The following is a 23653-nucleotide window of genomic DNA, read 5'->3' as shown; positions in this document are numbered from 1 at the left end:
TTACTAGGGGCAGCGTACAACAGAACGTCATTCGGCCGCAGGTCGCTCCGGTGCCACGAGATCCTCCGCCGCGTCGATCCTGAACCGCCACCGGTCGACCGCGATGCCGTTGAGCGCCTCGGACAGCTCAAGCGCCAGCGCGCCCAGCTTGACCGGCTCGGCGCCGCGCAACTCGATCGCCGTCAGCTCGGTGGCGAACGGCAGCAGCTCCTGCACAGCCGGGGGCTGCCCCGCCTGGGGCACCAGCACGGCCCTGATGTCGCCCGCCGTGAACGCCGGGCCCTCCTCCTCGGGCGCGAGCAGGGGCGCCAGCTCCTCGGGCGACGGGCGTACCGGCAGGATCACCGCGGGGCCGCCCTCGTCGTCGTCGGCCGGATCGCTCACCACGCCCCGGCACACCGCGAGCCCGCCCAGCCGGAACGCCAGGCCCTCGGCGAGGAAACGGTCGAAGAAGTCGAGCGGCAGCGGCCCCTCCGCGGCCACCCGGACCGCCCACGCCTTCTCCAGCACCCCGCCGGTCAGCTCGGGCTCCGCCTCGACCGGCGCGAACACCCGCACGTCGGCCGCCACGACGTCGTCACCGTCGAGCCGCGCCCCCGGATCTGCCAGCTGGACCAGCCGCAACAGCTCCGCCTGAGCCGGTTTCGCGGGAACGGCCGCCGTCGGGCCAGTTCGCAGTCTCCGCTTCGCCATCCAGCCCATGCCCGCCTCCGCGCTCAGCTTCGATAGGAGCCAGTCATCGTCGCATAGACGATGAGGTTGTCGGTGTAGTGCCCGGTCGTGCGATCGTAGGTGCCACTGCAGGTGATCAGGTGGAGCTGCGCGTCGTCCCGAGCGCCGTAGACGCGCTGGGTCGGGAACGTCTTCTTGCTCGCCTGCTCCACCCCACCGACCGTGAACACCGCGGTCGTCTTGTCCTGGCGCTTGACCTCGATCGTATCGCCGTTCTTGATCTCCTTGAGCCGGGCGAACACCGCCGGGCCCGTACGCGTGTCCACGTGCCCCAGCAGCACCGCCGGGCCCGCCTCGCCCGGCGTGGACATGTTGCGGTACCAGCCCGCCAGGTTCCTGTTGTTCGGCGGCGGGACCTCGATCGTGCCGTCCCTGCGCAGCCCCACCGACTTGATCGGCGCCTTCACCCCGAGCCGCTTGATGATGATCTGCACCGGCGTCGAGGGCAGCATCGGAGGCGCCGCCTTGATCTGCGGCAGCGGGGGCGGGACGTTCGCCGGCGCCTGGAAGTACGCCTGCTCGGGCTGGCCGGTGTTCTTCGGCTGCGCCTGCAGGCCCAGGCTGTCGCGGCTGCTGCTCTGCAGGCCGTACTCGGCCGGGGAGCGCAGCACGATCAGCAGGCCCGCCACGACCGTCGCCACCCCGGCGATGGCCGCCACGATCAGCACCGTCCGCAGCGCCGTGCTCCCCTTGTGCTCGGGCGGGGGCACCGGAGCCTGGGGGGCGCCGCCGTACGGGTAGTAGCCGGACACCGCGGATCAGCTCCTGATCGAACGCCGGCGCATGACCAGCCCGCCCACGGCCGCCGCCGCCACCAGCGCCGTGCCCGTCAGAATGAACAGCCGGCCGTCAGGCCCCGCCATACCACCCGCACCGGTGTCCGCGCCCGCCTTGGGCGTCTGGGACTTCCTGGTGGGGGTGCTGGACGAGCGCGAGGTGCTCGGCGTGACCGTCACCGTCGCGGTGTGCGTCGTGGTCGGACGAGGCGTCGTCGTCGTGGGGCTGGGGCTGGGGCTCGTCGTGCCGTTGCCGACAGTGAACGTGTACGACTTGAGCTCGGTCTCGTTCTGGACGGTGCACTCGATCATAGGAACGTTGCCGGTCCTGCTATTGGCACCGAAATTGATCTTCGACGGCTTCACCGTGACCGTGCCCGCCGCGCTGGCGGTGGCCTTGACGTCGATGGTCGTGGTCGGCAGCGGGATCGGGTTGTTGGCCGTGATCGTGCCCGTCGAACCTTCGCCCGTTGCGGAGGTCAGGTTGGAAATGCCAGACAAGGCCGCATAAGCGAAGATTTTCGGGGTGATCGTCTGCCCGGTGCTGGGAGCCTTGAGCTCCTTGCCCGTCGTGTAGGTGCCCTTCCACTTGATCGCGAACTGCGTGTTGGCCTTGGCGGAGGTGGGCATGGTCAGCTCGACCTTGATCTCGACATCCTGCGTGTCGGTGGTCGCGGGGCCGACACACCTGTATTCGACGACGTCGGTGGTCGTCCCGTTACCGCCACCGCCGGTGCCGATCGGCACATCCAGGACATCGGTGGCGGCGGTAGGCGGGTTGCAGTCAGTGGTGGGGGTCGTGGCAGTGGTGAGCCCCAACTTCAGGACCCCCGGCTTGATGCTGACCTTGCCCGTTGTGGTGGCAGTCACCGCGATCTTGTAAGTGAGGGTTCCGCTGGGCACTGTGGTGCCGGTGGTCGGAACCGGCTGCCCCGTTTTCGGGGTGGTGTCCGAGAGGCTGCCACCCGTCGGGGTAAGCGTCAGAGCGACCTGCACATTGCCGGTCGCGTCTTGGTTCCTCAACGTCAACGCTGGGATGGTCACCGTCAGGTCGAAAGTCTGACCGGCCGTCACCGAATCCGGTGCGCTTAGCCCGACCGTTATCGAGGGGTTGTTGAAGGGCCCCGTCGTCCCACAGGTGTAGGTGAACTGCTTCTGCACGGCGGCTGAGGCCGTGCCTGGCGTTGCGAGGACGAAGATGGAGCAAACGAAGAGCGCGAGCGTGCCCGCGAGCCCCAATGCGGACGTCTTCTGGGCGAGGCGGCGCCCCACCTGGGACATAAGCACGGGTCCTTCTCCGTTTCACAGCGGTGTCAACAGTCGTGCCAGAATTCCAGCCGATGGTCACGGTCAGGTAGAGATCCTACGAACTGTCTCTGTCAACTTCCCGTAAACCGGCAAATCCACCCCAACTTTCCCACACTCAGCCCTTCTTCTTGGACAGCGTCGCGTACACGACGATGTTGTCCGTGTAGTGGTGGGTGGTCTTGTTGTAGACCCCACCGCAGGTGATGAGCCTGATCTGGGCGTTGCTGGTGTTGCCGTACACGCGCTTGGTCGGGAACGCGTTCTTGCTGGCCTGTTCGATCCCGCTGACCGTGAAGCGGGTGACCTTCCCGTCCGACCGGTAGACGTAGATGTGGTCGCCCTTGGCCAGTTCCCGGAGGCGGTCGAAGACGGCGGGGCCGCTGCGGGTGGTGACGTGGCCGTTGATGATCGCGGGGCCCGTCTCGCCGGGGACCGGTGAGTGCTTGTACCAGCCTGTCCTGTTGGGCCTGCTGAGCGGCGGCGTGCCAAGGACGCCCTTCTTGCTGACCGTGACCGCGCCGATGGGGGCGTTCACCTTGATCTTGGGGATCTTGATGCGGGTCGGCCGCGCCTTTGCGGTCTTGACCTTGGGCTTCGGGATCGCCGGCACGACCGGCACGGCCGCCAGCGGGGGCGGCGCGTCCAGGCGGGCCGGGGTCAGGGGCACGTTCTTGCCGCCGGGGCCGACGGTCGGCGGGAGCACGAACGCGCCCGCGTTCGCGATCTCCACCGTCGTCGGCTCCGCCTGCGCCACCGCGCGCGGCTCGGAGCCGTCGTCCACGGGCGGCGCCAGCGACAGCAGGCTCACCATCACCAGGCCGACACCGCCGAGCGAGCCGGCGATGAGCAGGCCGGGCAGGGCCCGCTGCATCGGGGTCTTCTGCTCGGTCATCGCTTACGCACCTCCCGCGTGCGCGGCCCGCCGCCGTCGCATCAGCAACCCGCCGCCCGCGCTTCCCATCGCCACGACCATTCCGGTGGCCATCAGCCCGTACGGCGGCCGGTTCTCGTCCGGCGCCACCCCGGTTTCGACGCCGCCGCTGGGGGTCTTGGCGACCTGGGCCCGGTAGTACTTGGTGGCGGTCGGTCCTGTTGGCTTGGGGCTGGTCGTGGTGCTGCTCGACGTCTGGGGCACCACGATCACGTTCTCGCCCCCGATCGTCCCGACGTCGTTGCCACCCGGACCAGGGTCGTTGGGGTTGTTCGGGTTGTTGGGATCCTCACCCGGGTCCTCACCAGGGTCCTCCCCCGGGTCGGTCGGGTCTTCGGTGGGCTCGTCGGTCGGGTCATCGGTGGGGTCCTCGGTGGGGCCGGAGATGTCGACGTCGATGGCACCGGGGTCGTGCTGGAGCTCGCACTCGGCCTGCTCGTGCTTCGGCGGCTCCGGGATGTCACCCGTGAACACCTGGAAGGCATCGAAGTAGGCCGTTGCGTCCTCGGTATTGATGACCTCGACGGTGTGCGGACCGTATTCGAGCTGCGACGAGGTCCAGAGCACCTCTTGGGTGTCGGTGCCGGTCATGTCCTTGCCGCTGCGGTCCTTGCCTGGCTCCACCAGCCCGCCCGAAACCTGCTGACCGTCGATGAGCACCCTGATCGGGCTCAGATTCTGCTCGCGGCGACCGATGTAGGCCACCTTCGTGCCGACGAAGTCCAGCTTCGCGACGGCGTTTTTCTCCGTTGTCTTCTCGATGTCGCTGAGGAAGTCGTCATAAGTGGGAGCAGGGTGAAGGCGCTCCCAGGTTCCGCTGTACTCGATCTCCGGCTCGTTGTTGTTGACCTTGACCTCGCCCTCGGCAGGGGTGAAGCGGACGGTCAGTTTGCCGGGCTTGAAGCGGATGGTTCCTGTGCGGGTGATCGAGGCGCTGTCGGAGAGTCCTTCGGGCAGATCGAGGTAGTCGCCGGGCACCAGCTCGCCCTGCGACTGCCCGCCCCTCGGCCGGAGCTGGCCGGTCCAGGCGCCGCTGATGTCCACGGTGCCCTCAAGGTCGAGCGACGACCCCTCGGGGAAAAAGCCGGGCGAGCCGAACCGCTGCACGCTCGTGTACTTCATGTCCCAGCGCACGTTCATCGTGCCCGACTCGACCTGCGGCGTCATACGAGCTTCGAGATCGACGCCGGCGCCGGCGATGCCGCCCGTACAGCGGTACTTCATCACCAGCGAGGACGCGGCCTGGCCGGGAATCGACGACGTCGCTACGAATGCGGCCGTTGCCGCTAAGCTCACCGATCCGGCGATCAATACCTTGCGCCACCGACTCACGGAGACTCCGATCACCCACAAATAGACCGAGGGTAGATCTTAAGGTGGGAAACACCCGCAACACATACGGATTCCCGCTTCTCCCGGCACTTGTGATGAACCCGTGTCCAGCCCCTCCACCAGCCCCGCAAAACCGGGTATACGTGGCGGTAACAGAATGCAATTCTGCCCCTGGAGGCGTTCGATGGAGCGAGACCTCTTCGACGAGGAGCACCTGCTCTTCCGCGAGACCGTGCGCGAGTTCATGGCCCGCGAGGTCGTGCCGCACCACGCCCAGTGGGAGAAGGACGGCATCGTCCCGCGCGAGGTCTGGAAGAAGGCCGGAGAGCTGGGCATGTTCGGTTTCTCGGTGCCGGAGGAGCACGGCGGCGCGGGCGTCAGGGACTTCCGCTTCAACGCGGTCATCGTCGAGGAGATCATGCGGCACGGCGCGAGCGGCCTCGGCTTCTCGCTGCACAACGACGTCATGGCCCCGTACGTCGTCGACCTGACCGACGACGAGCAGAAGCAGCGCTGGCTGCCCGGCTTCGTCAGCGGCGAGCTGATCACCGCGATCGCCATGAGCGAGCCGGGAGCAGGCAGCGACCTGCAGGGCATCAGGACCACGGCCGCCCGCGACGGCGACCACTACGTGCTCAACGGGCAGAAGACGTTCATCACGAACGGCATCAACGCCGACCTCGTCGTCGTGGTGGCCAAGACCGACCCGGAGGCGGGCGCGCGCGGCATCACGCTGGTCGTGGTGGAGCGGGGCATGGAGGGCTTCGGGCGCGGCAGGAACCTGGACAAGGTCGGCATGAAGGCGCAGGACACGGCCGAGCTGTTCTTCGACAACGTACGGGTGCCCGTCGCGAACCGCCTCGGCCCCAAGGACGGCGAGGGCTTCTTCCAGCTCATGAACAACCTGCCGCAGGAGCGCCTGTCGATCGCGGTGGCGGCGGTGGCCGCGGCGGAGGCGGTGCTGGAGGAGACGATCGAGTACTGCAGGACCCGCCAGGCGTTCGGCCGCAGCATCGGCTCGTTCCAGAACACCCGCTTCGTCCTCGCCGAGCTGGCCACCGAGACGGAGATCGCCCGCCACTACGTGGACAAGTGCGTCGTCGCGCTGAACGCCGGCCGGCTGACCGCAGTGGACGCCGCCAAGGCCAAGTGGTGGACCACCGAGCTGCAGACCAAGGTCATCGACCGCTGCCTGCAGCTGCACGGCGGCTACGGCTACATGACGGAGTACCCGGTCGCGAAGGCGTGGCTGGACAGCCGCGTCCAGACGATCTACGGCGGCACCACCGAGATCATGAAGGAGATCATCGGCCGATCCTTCGGATTCTGACGCGTCAAGCGCGACAAACGAAATTCCGCCGCATACTGGGCACTATGGACAGCGGCCTGATCCTCCTGATCTTCCTGGCGTTGCTGTTCGCCTGGGGCCTCAACCGCGTGCGCCGGGCGATCAGGCTCGGCCCGGTCGGCTACGCCGGCGTGATGATCGTGTTCGTCCTGGTCATGCTGCTGCTGTGGGGCCAGACGAAGGTTTGAGAGGACCTCTTGGGGGCCGGCCAAGGCGAATGGTAGAACCGTAGCGGGTATCGTCCTGACGCCGAGGAGCAGCCGATGTCGCTCGCCCCCGAGTTCCACGCCCCCGGCCCCGATGTGTTCGAGTTCCCGCCCTTATGGGCGGGCGCGCCCTTCTGGCTCACGAAACCGGTCCTGCTCGCCGTGCTGAGCGCCCTGGTGGTGTGCGCGCTGGCCTGGGGCGCCTTCGCCCGGCCGCAGCTCGTCCCGAGGGGCCTGCAGAACGCCGGCGAGTACGCCTACTCCTTCGTCCGCGAGCAGATCGCCCGCCCGTTCCTCGGCAAGGACTCCGACCGCTGGATGCCGCTGTTGCTGAGCATGTTCGCGCTCATCCTGGTCTGGAACGTCATGGGTGTCGTGCCGGGCGTGCACTTCTCGGTGACCTCGCACATCGCCTTCCCGGCGGTGCTGGCGATCATCGCCTACGTGATCAAGCTCTACATGGGCTTCAAGCACCAGGGCTTCGTCGGCTTCTTCAAGAACTCGTTGTTCCCGCCCGGCCTGCCGCGCTTCCTGGCGATCGTCCTCTATGCCCCGCTCGAGCTCGTCTACATCTTCGTCACCTCGTTCTTCACCCACGCCGTGCGACTGTTCGCGAACATGTTCGCCGGCCACATGGTGCTGGCGTTCTTCTCGGCGGTCGGCTTCTGGTTCCTGTTCGAGCAGCCGACCTTGCTGGGCGCGCCCATCGGCGTCGCCGCGGTGCTGATGACGATCGTGATGACCGCGCTGGAGATCTTCATCCAGTTCCTGCAGGCGTACCTGTTCGCCATGCTCACCGCGATGTACATCGGCAACGCGATGGACCCCGCGCACTAACCCTGCAGGATGACCCTGGCCACCAGCTCGGGGTCGTCGCTCATGGGCAGGTGACCGCAGCCCTTGAGCAGCTTGACCCGCTGGCCCGACCAGCGCGCCGCGCGTACGGCCTGGCGGCGCAGCAGCAGCCGGTCGTGCTCGCCCCACGCGATCGTGACGGGCGTCTTGGGCGGCGCGGGCGGCATCAGCCCGCCGAACGACTCCAGCGTCTCGTCGAAACCGGTCGAGCCGGCCAGCGCCTCGGTGGCGGCGATCAGGGCGGCGGGGTCGAGCCTGGAGGGGCGGGCGACCAGGACGCCGGCGGAGACCGTACGCAGACGGGGGTTCTCGGCCGTCTTCGCGAGCTGCTCGGGCGGCAACGACCTGGCCGTGGCCCGCAGCCCTCGCAGCACCGCCTGGCAGTAGAGCAGCTCAGGGCGGGACCAGAACCCGGCGGGAGACAGCGCGGTGGCCGTCCGGACGACGCCACGCGAGGCCAGCTCAAGGGCGATGTAGCCGCCCAGCGAGTTGCCCGCGACGTGTGGCTCGCGCACGCCGAGCAGCGCGCAGCACGACTCCACCGCGTCCGCCAGCGACTCGGCGGTGTAGGGGATGCCGTCGGGCAGACCGGGCGAGGCCCCGAACCCGGGCAAATCGAGCGCGATCACCGTACGGGCGGCGGCCAGCCGGTCGAGCACCGGCAGCCAGCCCTGCCAATGGTGACCGATGCCGTGGATGAGGATCAGCGGCTCGCCGGAACCCCGTCGTTCGAAGGCCAGGTCCATCAGACTCTCCCGAGGGGACCGTCGCCTTGAGGCGACGGGGGAATCGGGAGGGCCGTCAAGGCCGGAGCGTGCGGTGACCTGTCAGGTCCGCGCATCAGAGATCTCCGTTCATCGCGCGTTAGATGGATAACACGGCGGCGTGGTGCCGGCCGGGACGGTGCGGCGCTCCATCGAGACGCAGGACGAGCGGCCGTCCAAGGGTGGTGGCCGTACGTAGGTCGTACAGGTTCCCGCTGCGCCCCACGCTCACGCAGGTGGGGGTGCTGGCGGCGTGTCTGGAGGACCATCGCACGCTGTACAACGCCGCGCTGGAGCACCGGCGTACGGCCTATGCCAAGGCCGGAGTGAGCGTCCGTTACGGTGACCAGTCGGCCGAGTTGAAGCACATCCGCGCCGACGACACCGGCGGGCAGGGCCGGTGGTCGTTCTCCTCCCATGTCGGGCACGTCCGCGTCCACCAGCACCGCCCGGTGGTCGGCCGGGTCAAGACGATCAGCGTGAAGCGGGAAGGCTCGCGTTGGTATGTGGGCCTGTCGTGCGACGACGTGCCCACCGCGCCGCTGCCCGCCACGGGAACGACGGCCGGCATCGACCTGGGCGTCGCCTCGCTGGTCACCACCAGCGACGGCGTGCACGTGGCCAACGCCGGTCGAGAGCTGATCGCGGTGCACCCCGCCGGCACCTCCCGCACGTGCGCCCGATGCGGGCACCGCGCGAAGGACAACCGCCTCACCCAGGCCGCGTTCGCCTGCACGGCGTGCGGGCATGCCGCGCACGCCGACGTGAACGCGGCCGGCACCATTCTCAGGGCAGGGCCTGCCCTTCGCCAGGCTGGGGAAGCGGCTTAGCGAGAAGCCGCTCCCTTCAGGAAGCGGAGGAGTCACTGCGCCAGTAGAACACTCACCTGCCGCGCGTGGGAATCTCGAACCAGACGGCTTTGCCTTCCCTGGTGGGACGCGATCCCCAACGCCTGGCGAGCTGGTCGACCAGGTAAAGGCCGCGCCCGCCCTCGTCGTTCTCCCCCGCGCTGCGGATGCGGGGCAGCCGCAGGTCCTGGTCGAACACCTCGACCCAGACCGACTCCTCGCCCCTGCGCAGCCGCAGCGTGAACTCCTTGTCGCCGACGGCCTCCTCTTCGAGGCCCGGCATGTCCCAGGACTCCTCGAACGGCAGCGGCGGCCCCTCGACGACCAGCTCCCTGCGCGGCACCCCCGCGGCGGCGGCGTGCAGCACCACGTTGGTGACGACCTCGGAGACCAGCAGGCAGGCCAGCTCGGCTCGCTCCTCGGGGACGTTCCAGTCGGCGAACGCCTCGGCGGCCATCCGCCGCGCCTCGCCCACCATGATCGGCTGGGCCGGGAAGGTGCGGGCCTCGACGTCGAGGTCGACGTCGCTGGAGCGGACCACGAGGATCGCCATGTCGTCGTCGATCTCGCCGGGCACCGCGACCGTGGCGGCGTCGGCGATGCGCTCGACCTCGGCGCCGGACACCTTGGTCAGCTCCGCGCACAGCGTGCCGAGCGTCTCCTCCTCGCTCGGCATGCTGCCGTCGCGGCCGGGACGGCGATCGACCAGGCCGTCGGTGTAGAGCAGCAGCGCGGCGCCGGGCGGGAGGGAGACCGTCTCCTCCTTGTAGACGAGGTCGGCGTGCAGGCCCTTGGCGCGTACGCCGAGGGGCTGGCCGACCTCCTCGATCTCCAGCTCCCGGCACTCGCCGTCGACCAGCAGCAGCGGCGGCGCGTGCCCGGCGTTGGCGAACGACAGCTGGCGGGACCAGGCGTCGTAGACCAGGTATTGGCAGGTGACGATCGGCGGGATGCTGACCTCGCCGCCCTTGTCGTCCTGCTCGGGGGTGGCGATGATGCGGGTCCACTCGTCGAGCCTGGCGAGGATGTCGGCCGGCGACTTGTCGTCTTGCGCGAAGGCCCGCAGCGCGGCCCTGAGCTGGCCCATGATGGCCGCCGCCTTGGCGCCCCTGCCCTCGACGTCGCCGATCACGATGCCGACGCGGCCCGCGGACAGCGGGATGACGTCGTACCAGTCGCCGCCGACCTGGGTCTGGATGCCCTGGCCGTGGGAGGCGAGGGGGGCGGCCGGGTAGTAGCGCACGGCGATCTGCAGGCCGTCGAGCTGCGGCAGCGCGCGCGGCAGCAGGTATTTCTGGAACGACTCCGCCGTGTGGCGCTCCTCTTCGAACAGCAGCGCGTTGTCGATGGCGAGCGCGACCCTGGTGGCGATGGCGCCCACGAAGTCACGGTCGAAGGCGTCGTAGTGGGGGCTGCGGCGGTCGGTGAGGTTGGACAGGCCGAGGTACATCAGGCCCAGCGTCTCGCCCCGCACCAGCAGCGGCGCCACGATGGCGGAGGTCATGCCGATCTCGCCGCACAGCCGGGCGCTGCCCTCGTGGGAGGCCGGGTAGCGGCTGCCGGCGAAGTCTTCGACCAGGATCGTCTCCTGGCGGCGGAGCGCGGTGTCGGCGTAGTGGCCGGAGGGGTAGCGGATCTCCGCGCCCACCGGCTTCCATGTTCCCGACGGGGGCGCCCACCCCTGTACGTGCTGAGAGACCCGGCGGACGAGCCGGTCACCCTCCATCAGCTCGATGAAGCAGTGGTCGGCGAACTGCGGCACGAGCATCTCGGCGACCCGCTTGAGCGTCTCCTCGACGTAGAGGGAGCCCGCGAGCCGCTCGCCGATGCGCTCGAGCAGCCCGAAGCGGTCCTTCTCCCGCTCGTTGCTGCGCAGCGCCTCTCTGGCGGTCATGACGATGCCGGTCACCGACCCCGAGGGGTGGCGCAGCGGCACCGCCTGGGCCCGGACGTAGACGATCGTGCCGTCGCCGCGCCGGACGTCGAACGTGCCCTCCCACACGCCGCCCTTGAGCACGTGCTTGGCCAGCTCGATGGCGAGCGGGTGGTCCTTCTCCATGATCCCGAGGGACAGGCCGGACGAATCACGCGACGACTTGGCCGGCCCGCCGAACAGCTTCTCGGCGAACGGGTTCCAGTAGAGGAGATTGCTGAAACGGTCGGTGACGACCACCGCCATCTCGGCCTGGTCGAGCACCGACCCGGCAGCCAGGTGATCGGCCGCTTCTTGTGACAGATCCCCCCAACGCTTCATCCGGAGACCACTCCTCGGGGTGGCGTGTCTGCAAGACGGACCACGGGCGCTCCTGCAACAGTCTTGGCCAGGGGAGAGTGGAGGGCCTCCCTAGAGGGATTCAACCAAGTAGCCGCGCGCGCGTCAGCGCTTGGAGACAAATACGTGCGCGGCGATATCGCGGGGGAGTTCCGCAGGAGTCTCGTTAGCGTCACCGTCACCTGTCACCCGTACACCGTCGTCGCTCGCCGCGAGCGTCACCTCGCGTCCGGGTTGTATCCCAACTTGCTTGAGTTTAAGCATCACAGCGGGATCGCTTTGCACTTGTTCGCTAATTCGGCGCACGACGACCGGAGTGTCGCGTGTGCCGGCCAGCTCGCACATCGTCGTGAGCAGGTCGGCGCCGCTCTCGACGGGCTCGCGCGCGCCGAGCTCGGCGAGGCCCGGGATCGGGTTGCCGTGCGGGCAGACGGTCGGGTTGTCGAGCAGCGTCACCAGCCGCGACTCGACGGACTCCGACATGACGTGCTCCCACCGGCACGCCTCGATGTGCACCTCTTCCCAGGGCAGGCCGATGACCTGGGTGAGCAGGCACTCGGCGAGCCGGTGCTTGCGCATGACGCGGGTGGCGAGCGTGCGGCCCAGGTCGGTCATCGACAGGTGACGGTCACCTTCGACGCGGACCAGGCCGTCGCGCTCCATGCGGGCGACGGTCTGGCTGACGGTGGGGCCGCTCTGCTGGAGACGCTCCGCGATGCGGGCCCGAAGGGGGACGATGCCCTCTTCTTCGAGCTCGTAAATCGTGCGGAGATACATCTCCGTGGTATCGATCAGGCCGTGTGCGGTCAAGGCTCCTCCCAACTGCATGGTACGCCGGTCGTGGCAGGGACTGAGCCCGTCAACCTCGGGCACAGGAATCACAGGAACCCTATGGGGAGAACGACCGACGATGGTTAAGGACGGCAACAACGGGGCGGCCTCGTTCGTTCCCGACCGGCTCGACCTCGCCTCCCTGCGTACGGCGGCGGCCGGTTGTAGGGGCTGCGACCTCTATCGCGACGCCACGCGGACGGTGTTCGGCGAGGGGCCTGAACGGGCGAGATTCATGCTGGTCGGCGAGCAGCCGGGCGATCAGGAGGACCGGCGCGGACACCCCTTCGTGGGGCCCGCCGGCCGGGTCCTGGACCGAGGGCTTGAGGAGGCCGGGATCGCGCGGGACGAGGTCTATCTGACGAACGCGGTCAAGCACTTCTCCTTCACGCCCAGAGGCAAGCGGCGCATCCACCAGAAGCCGACGGCGGCCGAGATCGACGCCTGCCATCCGTGGCTGGACGCCGAGCTGGCCGTGGTGCGGCCCGAGGTGGTGGTCGTGCTGGGGGCGACGGCGGCCAGGGCGCTGCTCGGGCCCTCGTTCCGGGTGACCAGGCACCGGGGCGAGGCGGTGCCGCTCGGGGAGGCGGTGGCGGTCGCCACGGTGCATCCGTCGGCGGTGCTGCGGGCGCCGGATCGCGACGCGGCGTACGCGGACTTCCTGGCGGACCTGAAGGCCGCCGCGCACGCCGCCTGACCCCCGGCCCTCGATCGGCCCCGGGAGCCCTCTGACGGCGCTCTCACGCCCGCCCAGGCGGCGCGGTGATCTCAGCGGGCGCGGTAATTGCGGAAGCCGGCCACCGACAGGCCGACGATCAGGACGGTGACCGTGCACGCGAGCCCGCCGCCCACCCAGGCCCCGGTCAGCCCGAACGCGGTCGCGGTGGCGCCGGCCCGCAGCTCGCCCAGGCGCGGGCCGCCGGACACGACGACCATGAAGACGCCCTGCAGCCGCCCTCGCATCTCGTCGGGCGCGTACAACTGCAGGATGGACTGCCGCCAGACCGAGGAGATGACGTCGGCGACGCCGCCGACGGCCATGAGCAGCACCACCAGCCACAGGTCGTGCACGAGCCCGGCGCCCGCCACCGCGAGCCCCCAGACGGCGATGATGATCGACAGCGCCACTCCCTGCCGCTTGACCCGCCCGACCCAGCCGGAGAACAGCGCGCCCGCCACGGAGCCGATGCCCATGGCCGAGGTCATCCAGCCGAGCGCCAGCTCGGAGCCGCCGAAGCGCTCGGCGGTCAGCTCCGGGAACAGCGCCCTGGGCATGGCGAGGACCATCGCGATGATGTCCACCACGAACGACATCAGCAGCACCGGGCTCCTGGCGATGAAGCTGAGCCCGTCGATCACGGATCGGAGCCCGGGCCTGGTCACCACGCCCAGCGGGGGCAGCGCGGGCAGCCTGAGCGCCGCGTAGAGGCTGGCGGTGAAGAGCACGGCGTCCAGCGCGTACGCCGTCGCGAACCCGCCTGTGGTCATCGCGACGGCCCCGATCATCGGCCCGATGACCGCGCTCAGGCTGTAGATCAGCGAGTTGAGCGCGTTCGCGGACGGCACCAGCTCGGCGTCCAGGATGCGCGGGATGATCGCGCCCCTGGTGGGCCCGGTGATGGCGAAGCCGGTGGAGTTGACCGCGACGGCGAGCAGGATGAGCCACACGTTGTCCATGCCGAGCAGGGCCTGGACGAAGATGAACAGCGTGGCCGCCCAGGCCACCAGCGAGCCGGCGATGAGCAGCCTGCGCCGGTCGACCGCGTCGGCGATGGCCCCGCCCCACAGGCCGAAGACGATCAGCGGGATCAGGTTGGCCATGCCGATCAGGCCCACGTGGAACGAGGACCGCGTCAGCTCGAAGACCTGCTGGCCCACCGCGATGACGGTGACGTGGACGCCGATGTTGGAGACCGCCTGGCCGAGCCAGATCCGCCGGTAGGCCGGTACGCCCAGCGGGCGGGTGTCGACGAAATGACGTTTGACCAGGTCCCCGAATGCCACGCGGAAGACATTAAGGGGCAAGTCGTTCTATTACCCACCCGGGTCTGGTCCGCCGGTACCGGAGCCTGTCGTGCATCCGGTCGAGCTGTCCCTGCCAGAACTCCACCTCGATCGGGTGGACACGGAAACCGCCCCAGAAGTCGGGCACCGGCGGATCCTCCGGCCAGCGCGCCGCCAGCTCCTCGTAGCGGGCGTCCAGCTCCTCCCTCGACCGCACCACGGCCGACTGCCGCGAGGCCCACGCGCCGATGCGCGAGCCGTACGGGCGGGAGGAGAAGTATTCGGCCGACTCCTCGTGCGACAGCCGCGTCACGGTGCCCTCGACGCGGACCTGGCGGCGTACGGGGTGCCAGGGGAAGAGCAGGGACGCGCGCGGGTTCTCCGCCAGGTCGCGGCCCTTGCGGGACTCGTAGTTGGTGTAGAAGACGAATCCGCGTTCGTCGTAGCCCTTGAGCAGGACCGTCCTGGCGCTCGGCCGGCCGCCCGCGGAGGCGGTGGCGAGGACCATCGCGTTGGGCTCTGGCAGGCCCGCGTCGAGCGCGTCCTGGAACCAGGTGGCGAACTGATCGACCGGGTCGGGCGCGAGATCCGACTCGAGCAGCGGCTCGCCCTCGTACGTACGGCGAAGTCCCGCCAGCATGGGCGGGCGCGGGGTGGCATCCACGAGACGGTATTCTTGCGCGCTCACGCGGCGGATCACATGGTGGGGCCGCATGCCAGCGGGTCGCCCCCAGTGTCCGGCCCCAAAGTCCGGTCCAGCCTTCGACCAGCGGGTTTGCCCGAACGGCGGGTCCCGAGACCGACCATGACCTGGGAGGGGGTTAAATTGACCCGCCGGTATCTCGACATCAACATAGCGGACCCGCACGAGGGGAGAACGACTGTGAGACCCCTGTGGCGGCCGCGACAAGGCACAGCATCGCGTTGCCGAAACATGGCAAGAAAGGGAGGCGGCCGAGAATGTCCGACTTCAAACCCGGGCTCGAAGGCGTCGTAGCTTTCGAGACCGAGATCGCGGAACCGGACAAAGAAGGGGGCGCCCTTCGATACCGGGGCGTCGACATCGAAGAGCTGGTCGGCCGTGTCCCGTTCGGGCACGTTTGGGGCCTGCTGGTCGACAACGCGTTCCAGCCGGGCCTGCCCCCGGCGGAGCCCTACCCCATCCCTGTCCACTCCGGAGACATCCGCGTCGACGTGCAGAGCGCGCTGGCCATGCTGGCTCCGGCCTACGGCTTCAAGCCGCTGCTCGACATCAGCGACGAGGAGGCCCGCGACCAGCTCGCGCGCGCCTCGGTGATGGCCCTGTCCTTCGTCGCGCAGTCCGCGCGCGGACTCGGCCTGCCGATGGTGCCGCAGAGCCGGGTCGACGAGGCCAAGACCATCGTCGAACGCTTCATGATCCGCTGGCGCGGTGAGCCCGACCCCAAGCACGTCAAGGCCATCGACGCCTACTGGACCTCCGCCGCCGAGCACGGCATGAACGCCTCGACGTTCACCGCCCGCGTCATCGCCTCCACCGGGGCCGACGTGGCGGCCGCGCTGTCCGGCGCGGTGGGCGCCATGTCGGGCCCGCTGCACGGCGGCGCACCGGCTCGCGTCCTGCACATGATCGAGGGCGTCGAGCAGCTCGGCGACGCCAAGAAGTACGTCCAGAGCGAGCTCGACAAGGGCAACCGTCTCATGGGCTTCGGCCACCGCGTCTACCGCGCGGAGGACCCGCGTGCCCGCGTCCTGCGGCGCACCGCCAAGGAGCTCGACGCGCCTCGCTACGAGGTCGCCGCCGCCCTTGAGCAGGCCGCGCTGGAGGAGCTGCACGCCCGCAAGCCCGACCGGGTGCTGGCCACCAACGTGGAGTACTGGGCCGCCGTGGTCCTCGACTTCGCCGAGGTGCCGTCCCACATGTTCACCTCGATGTTCACCTGCGCCCGCACGGCCGGCTGGGCCGCGCACATCCTGGAGCAGAAGCGCACGGGCAGGCTGGTCCGCCCCAGCGCCAACTACACCGGCCCGGCCTCTCGCCCCCTGAACGAGGTCCCGGGCGCCGACGAGATCGCCGGCAAGTACTGACACGTACGAACCCCCGCCACGGCTACCGCGCGGCCCTCACGGCCCTGCGGTAGCCGTTCTGGTTCTCCGGGACGCGCGACGCGCCGGTGGTCTCAGAATCCGGACCCGGTACGAGCCAGTCCACGCAGGTCGGTAGGCTCCGTTACGTGGCTGACATCGTGATTCCCGCTGACATCAAGCCCGCCGACGGCCGCTTCGGCTGCGGGCCCTCGAAGGTTCGCACGGAGCAACTGGCCGCGCTCGCCGCCTCCGGCGCGAGCCTCATGGGCACCTCCCACCGCCAGAAGCCGGTCAAGAACCTGGTCGGCCGCGTGCGCTCGGGCCTCGCCGACCTGTTCTCCCTGCCGGAGGGCTACCAGGTCGTGCTGGGCAACGGCGGCACCACCGCGTTCTGGGACATCGCGGCCTTCGGGCTCGTCCGCGACAGGTCCCAGCACCTGTCGTTCGGCGAGTTCTCCTCGAAGTTCGCCGCGGTCACCAAGAAGGCGCCCTGGCTGGGCGAGCCGAGCGTGATCAAGGCGGAGGTCGGCACCCACCCCGAGGCGGTCGCCGAGGACGGCGTCGACGCCTACGCGCTCACCCACAACGAGACATCGACCGGCGTCGCCATGCCGATCAAGCGGGTCGGCGGCGACGACGCGCTGGTGCTGGTCGACGCCACCTCCGGCGCCGGCGGGCTGCCCGTCGACCTCAACGAGACCGACGTCTACTACTTCGCGCCCCAGAAGAGCTTCGCCTCCGACGGCGGCCTGTGGATCGCGATCATGTCGCCGCGCGCCCTGGCCAGGGTCGAGGAGATCGCCGCGAGCGGCCGCTACGTGCCCGAGTTCTTCAGCCTGCCGGTCGCGATCGACAACTCCGCGAAGGACCAGACCTACAACACCCCGGCGGTCGCCACGCTGTTCCTGCTGGCCGACCAGCTCGACTGGATGAACGCCAACGGCGGCCTTGCCTGGACCACCGCCCGCACCGCCGACTCCGCCTCGCGCCTCTACACCTGGGCCGAGAAGGCGTCCTTCGCCACGCCGTTCGCCGCGCCGGAGTTCCGCTCGCAGGTGGTCGGCACCATCGACTTCAGCAACGACGTCGACGCCGCGGCGGTGGCCAAGGTGCTGCGCGCCAACGGCATCGTCGACACCGAGCCCTACCGCAAGCTGGGCCGCAACCAGCTGCGCATCGCGATGTTCCCGGCCATCGACCCGGCCGACATCGAGGCGCTCACGACATGCGTCGACTACGTGGTCGAGCGCCTCTAGCGGCGCTCCGCACCGACCCATCGGCCAGCACCGGCGATCCGGTGCTGGCCTTCTCATGCCCGACTCACGACGAGGAACGTTCTTGACCGCCACCCCCACCTTCGGCCCGGGACCCGCACGGCCGAAGAGCCTCGGCTACATCATGTTCGCCAGCCGCTGGCTTCAGGTCCCGCTCTATGTCGGCCTCATCGTGGCCCAGGCCGTCTACGTCTGGCAGTTCGCGCTGGAGCTGTGGCACCTCATCGACGGCGTCTTCCTGCACGGCGCACCGCCCGCCGACGGCACCTCCCCTGAGGCCGTCGTCATGCTCACCGTGCTGGCGCTGATCGACGTGGTGATGATCTCGAACCTGCTCATCATGGTGATCATCGGCGGCTACGAGACGTTCGTCTCGCGCATCAACCTCAACGGCCACCCCGACGAGCCGGAGTGGCTCTCCCACGTCAACGCGAACGTGCTGAAGGTCAAGCTGGCCACCGCCATCATCGGCATCTCGTCGGTGCACCTGCTGCAGACGTTCATCAGGGCCGGCGAGATCCCCAACGACAAGATCATGTGGCAGACGATCATCCACCTGGCGTTCGTGGTCTCGGCCGTCGGCCTCGCCTACATCGACCGTCTGCTGTCGTCCTCACCCGCCGAGCACACGGCCTCGCACCTCTAGCTCAGGTACGGGTACGTCGTGGCGGGCGGCAGCTCGCGCTTTCGCCGCAGCACCCAGCCGGCCACCACGCCGCCGATGAGCCCGAACAGGTGCCCCTGCCAGGAGATGCCCGGCTGGTTGGGCAGCACGCCCGCGAGGATCCCCCAGTAGGCCACACCGACGCCGATGGCGATCACGATGTCGAGCAGCCTGCGGTCGAACAGGCCGCGGGCCAGGATGAAGCCGAAGTAGCCGAACACCAGGCCGCTGGCCCCGACGGTGTAGACGTCGGGACTGGTGAGCCACGTGCCGATGCCGCCGATGAAGATGATCAGCACGGTGGCCCAGAGGAACTTGCGGATGTCGCGCAGACCCGCGAAGAAGCCCAGCACGAGCAGCGGCAGCGAGTTGGCGATCAGGTGGCCGAACCCGACGTGCAGGAACGGCGCGAAGATGATGCCGGTCAGCCCTTCCGGCTCCCAGCCGATGATGCCGTACTCGTAGTCGAGGCTGCCGTCCAGAAGGAAGAAGTCGACGCCCTCGACGAACCACATGACCGCCAGCATGGCCACCATGACGATGAGCGCGCTCAGGGCACCGGACAGCAGGGCCCCGGCGCCGCGCTTGGCGGACTCGAAAGCGGAACCCGAATAGTCGCTCATGCGCTCTCCCGGTGAGTCGTCTCCTCTCTCTTTACCGTAACCAGGCCGAGCTATGTCTGCGCTAAGGCGAGCCCCTCCCGTTTCATGGGGAAGCGAGAGGGGCTGTGGTCATTCGCCCTTCCACTGGGGCGCGCGCTTCTCGGCGAAGGCCGCCGCGCCCTCCATCGCGTCCTTCGACCCGAAGACCGGGTTGACGATCGCGGCTTGCTTCTTGAACATCTCGTCCAGCGACCAGTCCTGCGACTCGATGACGACCTTCTTGGTCGCCATGAGCGCGAGCGGGGCGTTCGCGGCGATCTTCCTGGCCAGCTCAAGCGCGCCTTCGAGCGCGGCGCCCGGCTCGGTGATGCGGTTGACCAGGCCCAGCTCGTACAGGCGGGCCGCCGGGTAGTGGTCACCGGTCAGCGCGATCTCCATGGCCACGTGGTACGGGATGCGCCGCGGCAGCCGCATGATGCCGCCCGCGCCCGCCACGAGCCCCCGCTTGGGCTCGGGCAGCCCGAACTTGGCCTCCGACGAGGCCACGATGACGTCACAGGACAGCGCCAGCTCGAACCCGCCCGCCAGCGCGTAGCCCTCGACGGCGGCCACCAGCGGCTTCTTCGGCGGTGCCTCCGTGATGCCGCCGAACCCGCGGCCCTCGACGACGGGCATGTCGCCGGTCAGGAAGCCCTTGAGGTCCATGCCGGCGGAGAACGTGCCGCTGGCCCCTGTCAGGACGTACGCGGAGATGTCGGGACGTGCGTCCAGCGCGTCCAGCGCCTCGGCCATGCCTCGCGCGACCGCCCCGTTGATCGCGTTCCGCGACTTGGGGCGGTTGATGGTGAGAATGGCAACATTGCCGGACTCTTCGACGAGCACTTCGTCAGACACGAGACCTCACTTGGGCTGGAAGCGGATGCCGCCGTCGAAGCGGACGACCTCGGCGTTCATGTAGTCGTTCTCGATGAGCGACCTGACCAGGTGCGCGAACTCGTCGGCGCGGCCCATGCGCTTGGGGAAGACGACCGGCGCGACCAGCTTGGCCTTGAACTCGTCGGCGTTGGGCGAGAAGCCGTAGATCGGGGTGTCGATGATGCCGGGGCAGATCGTGTTCACCCGTACGCCGATGGCGGCGAGGTCGCGTGCGGCCGGCACGGTCATGCCCACGATGCCGCCCTTGGAGGCCGAGTACGCGAGCTGCCCGGTCTGGCCTTCGAGCGCCGCCACGGACGCGGTGTTGATCACCACGCCGCGCTGCCCGTCGGCGTCGGCCGGCTCGGTCTTGGCGATCGCCGCGGCGCCGATGCGCATGAGGTTGAACGTGCCGATCAGGTTGACCTCGATGACCTTGCGGTAGGAGGCCGGGTTGTGCGGGTTGCCGTCGCGGTTGACCGTGCGCTCGGCCCAGCCGATGCCGGCGCTGTTGACGACCACGCGCAGCGGCTTGCCGGTGGCCACGGCGGCGTCGACGGCCGCCTGCACCTGCTCGTCGTCGGAGACGTCCGTTCTGGCGAAGACCCCGCCGATCTCGTCGGCGACGGCCTTGCCGCGCTCCTCGTTGAGGTCGGCGACGACCACGGTGGCGCCGGCGCGGGCCAGCTCGCGGGCGGTGGCCTCACCGAGGCCGCTGGCGCCGCCGGAAATGATTGCTGCAGATCCGTTCACGTCCATAACGTGGACCTTAACCGCAGACCGAATGAAGTTCTACTCGGGGGCGGCTAAATCTCGCCCACGGCCGTGTCGACGTCGGAATAGACCTTGATGCGGCGGTCGAGGCCGGTGGTGCGCAGGATGCGGGCCACCGGCGCCTGGGGCGCGGCCAGGGACACTCCGCCGCCCTCGCCCGTGGCCAGCCGCCAGGCCTCGATGAGCACGGACAGGCCGCTGGAGTCCATGAACGACAGCTGCTGCAGATCGAGCACGAGCCGCGCGCCGTCCTGTTTGATGGCGTCGCGCACCTCGTCACGCAGGAACGGTGCGGTGAACAGGTCAAGCTCTCCCTCGACGGCCACCACCACGGCGTCACCCAGGGCGTGTCGCGCAAGCCGCAGCTTCATTGGGCCCCTCCTCGATGAGCCACTGTACTTCGACATCCCCGGATAGCGGGCATGCACAAACCACGAAAAGTCGGGTACGGGGGGACAAGGCGGGCAGAAACGCGTACCAAACGCCCCGTCAAGAACCATGCCCAGGGTTTTTACCCATCTAGGGACGGTTGCTCCAACCGGTGCTCCAACCTGAAGCTCAGAAGGCGGGGATCGCGAACCCGTACGGAAGCTCCAGACGGTGCCCGGCCAGCAGGTCCGTGTCGGCCAGCAGCTTGCGCGTGGGCCCGTCGGCGGCGATCACGCCGCCCGAGAGGATGAGCGAGCGCTCGCACAGCTCCAGCGCGTACGGCAGGTCGTGGGTGACCATGAGCACCGTCACGTCGAGGGAGCGCAGGATCTCCGCCAGCTCCCTGCGCGCGGCCGGGTCGAGGTTGGAGGAGGGCTCGTCGAGCACCAGGATCTCCGGCGCCATCGCCAGCACCGTGGCCACCGCCACCCTGCGGCGCTGGCCGAACGACAGGTGGTGCGGCGGCCGGTCGGCGAACTCCAGCATGCCGACCCGCTCCAGCGCGTCCTTGACCACCCGGTCCAGCTCCTCGCCGCGCAGGCCCGCGTTGGCCGGGCCGAAGGCCACGTCGTCGCGTACGGTCGGCATGAAGAGCTGGTCGTCGGGGTCCTGGAAGACCAGGCCGACGCGCTGCCTGACCTCCTTGAGCGTGTCCTTGCGCACCGGGGTGCCCGCCACGGTGACCGTGCCGTGCCCGGCGGTGAGTATGCCGTTGAGGTGCATGACGAGCGTGGTCTTGCCGGCGCCGTTGGGGCCGAGCAGGGCCACCCGCTCGCCGCGGGCGATCGTCAGGTCCACGCCGAACAGCGCCTGCGTGCCGTCGGGGTAGGCGTAGGCGAGCTGCCGGACTTCGAGAGAGTTCACCAGGTGAGTCCCAACACTGCGAGGGCGGTGGCGGGCAGGGCCAGCGCGATGCCCCATTGGCGTACGGATGCCGTCATGTCTTGAATTATCGGCATACTGCCCGCATAGCCCCTGCTCAGCATGGCCAGATGCACCCGCTCGCCCCGCTCGTACGAGCGGATGAACAGCGCGCCGGCCGTCCGCGCGAGCACCGGGATCTGCCGGAAGTTCCGCGCCTCGAACCCCCGCGACTCCCTGGCCACCCGCATCCGCCGCATCTCGTCCATGATCACGTCGAGGTATCTGAGCATGAACATGGCGATCTGCACCAGCAGGCCGGGCAGCCGCAGCCGCTGCGCCCCCAGGAGGATCGTCCGCGGCTCCGTCGTGGCCGCCAGCAGGATCGACGCGACCACTCCGAGCGTGGCCTTGGCCAGGATGTTCCAGGCCGCCCACAGGCCGGGCACGCTCAGCGAGAGCCCCACCACCGTGGTGCGCTCCCCCAGCCCGATCACCGGGATGAGGAAGGCGAACAGCACGAAAGGCACCTCGATCGCCATCCGCCGCAACACGTACGGCGCCGGCACCCCGGCCACCGCCGCCACACCGGCGAGCAGCACGGCGTACGCGGCGAAGGCCCAGAAATGCTCACGCGGGGTGGCCACCACCACGAGGGCGAAGGCGAAGACCGCCAGCAGCTTGCACTGCGGCGGCAGCCGGTGCACGACCGAGCCGCCCGGCAGGTAGAGCTGGTGGTGGTGCCCCGCGCTCACGTCTCACACCTTGATCTGGTCGGAGGACTTGCCGCGGCCGCGCGCCGCGTAGCCGACGGCGCCGGCGATCAGCAGCACCAGGCCCACGCCGATGATCCCGGCCACGCCGACGGGAATCCCGCCGACGTCACCGTAGTCGGCCAGCGCCCACGTCCCGAACAGGTGGTCGGCGGCCTGGTCGCCGAAGCCCTTGTTCTCGGCCACCGCCTCAAGCCCGTCCGGGTCACCCGAGGCGAAGAACGAGACCACCCCGGCCAGCACCAGCGTCACGCCGACGCCGCCGAGCAGGAACGGCTTGAACGCGCCGCGCCCTGCGGCCACCGGCTGCGGCTCGCCCGCCGTGGTCTCACCCGCCGGGGTCTCGCCCGCCGTGGTCTCGCCCTCCGCGCCGCGCAGGACCAGCGGCTTGGACAGGCCGCGGGCGCCGTACACGAGGTCGGGCCGGACGGCCAGCACGGCGCCGACGGTCAGGGCCGTGATCACCGCCTCGCCGACGCCGATCAGCACGTGCACGCCGCCCATCGCGGCGGCGACCGCGCCGACCTCGATCGGCGCGGTCCCGCCGATCGCGAACAGCAGCGTGAAGACGAGCGCCGCGGCCGGCACCGAGATCAGCGCGCCCAGGAACGCCGCCACCACCACCTTGCCCCTGGTCAGCCCCGCGACCAGCCGGAAGACGCCCCAGCCGACGAGCACGGTGACCAGGCCCATGATGGTGACGTTGACGCCGAGCGCCGTCAGCCCGCCGTCGGCGAAGAACACCCCCTGCACCAGCAGCACCACGGCCATGCACAACACCCCTGTGTACGGCCCCACGAGTATCGCCGCCAGCGCGCCGCCCATCAGGTGACCACTGGTGCCCGCGGCGACCGGGAAGTTGAGCATCTGCACGGCGAAGATGAACGCCGCGACCAGCCCGGCCATGGGCGCGGTCCGGTCGTCGAGCTCGCGCCGCGCGCCACGCAGGCACACCGCGACCCCGGCGGCGGCCACGGCGCCGGCGGACACGGACGTCACCGCGTTGAAGAAGCCATCGGGTACGTGCACGGCTGCCTCCACTGAGCAGGTCGGACAAACGTTCCTACTTTAGGACATCGTCTTGCAC

General features: G+C 69.5%; 25 protein-coding genes. 8 read left to right on the top strand and 17 right to left on the bottom strand.

Annotation, left to right across the window (positions count from 1 at the left end):
* Positions 1–27 precede the first annotated feature (27 nt).
* The 5 genes from AB0K28_RS34635 to AB0K28_RS34615 all read right to left on the bottom strand — a co-directional run bounded on the left by AB0K28_RS34635 (position 28) and on the right by AB0K28_RS34615 (position 5043).
* The gene (locus AB0K28_RS34635; RefSeq protein ID WP_345395537.1) at positions 28–693 is read right to left on the bottom strand and encodes a hypothetical protein; all 666 of its coding nucleotides are present in this window, start codon (positions 691–693) and stop codon (positions 28–30) included.
* Between the two features lie 23 nt (positions 694–716).
* Entirely contained in the window at positions 717–1484 is a 768-nt protein-coding gene (locus AB0K28_RS34630) for a class F sortase (RefSeq protein WP_355429651.1), read from the bottom strand.
* A 6-nt stretch (positions 1485–1490) separates the two neighbouring features.
* Positions 1491–2789, bottom strand: coding sequence for a hypothetical protein (locus AB0K28_RS34625; RefSeq protein WP_364378199.1), 1299 nt, complete (start codon positions 2787–2789; stop codon positions 1491–1493).
* Positions 2790–2931: 142 nt separating this feature from the next.
* Positions 2932–3708, bottom strand: a complete 777-nt coding sequence (locus AB0K28_RS34620; protein ID WP_364378197.1) for a class F sortase — start codon at positions 3706–3708, stop codon at positions 2932–2934.
* A 3-nt stretch (positions 3709–3711) separates the two neighbouring features.
* A complete protein-coding gene (locus AB0K28_RS34615) occupies positions 3712–5043 on the bottom strand; it encodes a hypothetical protein (protein WP_364378195.1) in 1332 nt (443 codons plus the stop codon).
* Between the two features lie 220 nt (positions 5044–5263).
* Here AB0K28_RS34615 and AB0K28_RS34610 point away from each other — a divergent pair, with 220 nt between their 5' ends.
* From AB0K28_RS34610 to atpB, 3 genes are all read left to right on the top strand, one after another.
* Positions 5264–6409, top strand: a complete 1146-nt coding sequence (locus AB0K28_RS34610) for an acyl-CoA dehydrogenase family protein (RefSeq protein WP_345395519.1) — start codon at positions 5264–5266, stop codon at positions 6407–6409.
* Between the two features lie 44 nt (positions 6410–6453).
* A complete protein-coding gene (locus AB0K28_RS34605; protein ID WP_364378193.1) occupies positions 6454–6615 on the top strand; it encodes a hypothetical protein in 162 nt (53 codons plus the stop codon).
* Positions 6616–6690: 75 nt separating this feature from the next.
* The gene (gene atpB, locus AB0K28_RS34600) at positions 6691–7470 is read left to right on the top strand and encodes a F0F1 ATP synthase subunit A (RefSeq protein ID WP_364378191.1); all 780 of its coding nucleotides are present in this window, start codon (positions 6691–6693) and stop codon (positions 7468–7470) included.
* On the opposite strand, the gene AB0K28_RS34595 is transcribed toward atpB, so the two are convergent.
* Entirely contained in the window at positions 7467–8234 is a 768-nt protein-coding gene (locus AB0K28_RS34595) for an alpha/beta fold hydrolase (protein ID WP_345395510.1), read from the bottom strand. The genes atpB and AB0K28_RS34595 overlap by 4 nt on opposite strands.
* Before the next feature lie 203 nt (positions 8235–8437).
* On the opposite strand from AB0K28_RS34595, the gene AB0K28_RS34590 reads away from it, so the two are divergent.
* Entirely contained in the window at positions 8438–9082 is a 645-nt protein-coding gene (locus AB0K28_RS34590; RefSeq protein ID WP_364378189.1) for a zinc ribbon domain-containing protein, read from the top strand.
* A gap of 52 nt (positions 9083–9134) precedes the next feature.
* Here AB0K28_RS34590 and AB0K28_RS34585 read toward each other — a convergent pair whose 3' ends face one another.
* Together AB0K28_RS34585 and AB0K28_RS34580 are read right to left on the bottom strand one after the other, a co-directional pair.
* Positions 9135–11354 (bottom strand): SpoIIE family protein phosphatase, encoded by a 2220-nt coding sequence (locus tag AB0K28_RS34585; RefSeq protein WP_364378187.1) that lies wholly within the window; start codon positions 11352–11354, stop codon positions 9135–9137.
* A gap of 123 nt (positions 11355–11477) precedes the next feature.
* Positions 11478–12182 carry a metal-dependent transcriptional regulator gene (locus AB0K28_RS34580; RefSeq protein WP_364378185.1) on the bottom strand — a complete coding sequence of 235 codons (705 nt, stop codon included), beginning with the start codon at positions 12180–12182 and terminating at the stop codon, positions 11478–11480.
* A 100-nt stretch (positions 12183–12282) separates the two neighbouring features.
* On the opposite strand from AB0K28_RS34580, the gene AB0K28_RS34575 reads away from it, so the two are divergent.
* On the top strand, positions 12283–12900 hold the full coding sequence (locus AB0K28_RS34575) for a UdgX family uracil-DNA binding protein (RefSeq protein ID WP_364378184.1): 618 nt from the start codon (positions 12283–12285) through the stop codon (positions 12898–12900).
* A gap of 71 nt (positions 12901–12971) precedes the next feature.
* Here the strand turns inward: AB0K28_RS34575 and AB0K28_RS34570 are convergent, their stop codons facing one another.
* On the bottom strand, positions 12972–14207 hold the full coding sequence (locus AB0K28_RS34570) for an MFS transporter (protein WP_364378182.1): 1236 nt from the start codon (positions 14205–14207) through the stop codon (positions 12972–12974).
* A 10-nt stretch (positions 14208–14217) separates the two neighbouring features.
* Entirely contained in the window at positions 14218–14847 is a 630-nt protein-coding gene (gene pdxH / locus AB0K28_RS34565; RefSeq protein WP_364378257.1) for a pyridoxamine 5'-phosphate oxidase, read from the bottom strand.
* Positions 14848–15167: 320 nt separating this feature from the next.
* Between pdxH and AB0K28_RS34560 the strand changes: the two genes are divergently transcribed.
* From AB0K28_RS34560 to AB0K28_RS34550, 3 genes are all read left to right on the top strand, one after another.
* Positions 15168–16274, top strand: coding sequence for a citrate synthase 2 (locus AB0K28_RS34560; RefSeq protein WP_364378180.1), 1107 nt, complete (start codon positions 15168–15170; stop codon positions 16272–16274).
* Positions 16275–16420: 146 nt separating this feature from the next.
* Positions 16421–17530: a phosphoserine transaminase gene (gene serC / locus AB0K28_RS34555; RefSeq protein WP_364378178.1), complete on the top strand. Its 1110-nt coding sequence runs from the start codon at positions 16421–16423 to the stop codon at positions 17528–17530.
* Positions 17531–17612: 82 nt separating this feature from the next.
* Complete coding sequence (locus tag AB0K28_RS34550) at positions 17613–18194, top strand: TIGR00645 family protein (protein WP_364378176.1); 582 nt, start codon at positions 17613–17615, stop codon at positions 18192–18194.
* On the opposite strand, the gene AB0K28_RS34545 is transcribed toward AB0K28_RS34550, so the two are convergent.
* The 7 genes from AB0K28_RS34545 to AB0K28_RS34515 form a co-directional block, all read right to left on the bottom strand.
* Positions 18191–18835: a rhomboid family intramembrane serine protease gene (locus AB0K28_RS34545; RefSeq protein WP_364378174.1), complete on the bottom strand. Its 645-nt coding sequence runs from the start codon at positions 18833–18835 to the stop codon at positions 18191–18193. The two genes, AB0K28_RS34550 and AB0K28_RS34545, sit on opposite strands and share 4 nt — an antisense overlap.
* Positions 18836–18943: 108 nt before the next feature.
* Positions 18944–19708, bottom strand: coding sequence for a crotonase/enoyl-CoA hydratase family protein (locus AB0K28_RS34540; RefSeq protein ID WP_364378172.1), 765 nt, complete (start codon positions 19706–19708; stop codon positions 18944–18946).
* Between the two features lie 6 nt (positions 19709–19714).
* The gene (locus AB0K28_RS34535; RefSeq protein WP_345395495.1) at positions 19715–20488 is read right to left on the bottom strand and encodes an SDR family NAD(P)-dependent oxidoreductase; all 774 of its coding nucleotides are present in this window, start codon (positions 20486–20488) and stop codon (positions 19715–19717) included.
* A 47-nt stretch (positions 20489–20535) separates the two neighbouring features.
* Positions 20536–20874, bottom strand: a complete 339-nt coding sequence (locus tag AB0K28_RS34530) for an STAS domain-containing protein (protein WP_043624827.1) — start codon at positions 20872–20874, stop codon at positions 20536–20538.
* 187 nt (positions 20875–21061) lie between these two features.
* Positions 21062–21796 (bottom strand): ABC transporter ATP-binding protein, encoded by a 735-nt coding sequence (locus AB0K28_RS34525; protein ID WP_345395491.1) that lies wholly within the window; start codon positions 21794–21796, stop codon positions 21062–21064.
* Positions 21793–22548, bottom strand: a complete 756-nt coding sequence (cbiQ, locus tag AB0K28_RS34520) for a cobalt ECF transporter T component CbiQ (protein ID WP_345395488.1) — start codon at positions 22546–22548, stop codon at positions 21793–21795. Before cbiQ ends, AB0K28_RS34525 begins: the two co-directional genes overlap by 4 nt.
* Positions 22549–22551: 3 nt before the next feature.
* A complete protein-coding gene (locus AB0K28_RS34515) occupies positions 22552–23595 on the bottom strand; it encodes an energy-coupling factor ABC transporter permease (RefSeq protein ID WP_364378169.1) in 1044 nt (347 codons plus the stop codon).
* Between the last annotated feature and the right edge of the window lie 58 nt (positions 23596–23653).

This window comes from Nonomuraea sp. NPDC049504 (assembly GCF_040676845.1).
In the GTDB taxonomy this organism is placed as follows: Bacteria; Actinomycetota; Actinomycetes; order Streptosporangiales; family Streptosporangiaceae; genus Nonomuraea; species Nonomuraea salmonea.
Note: the sequence above shows the minus strand (reverse complement) of the source record. Positions and strands in the feature narration are given on the sequence as shown.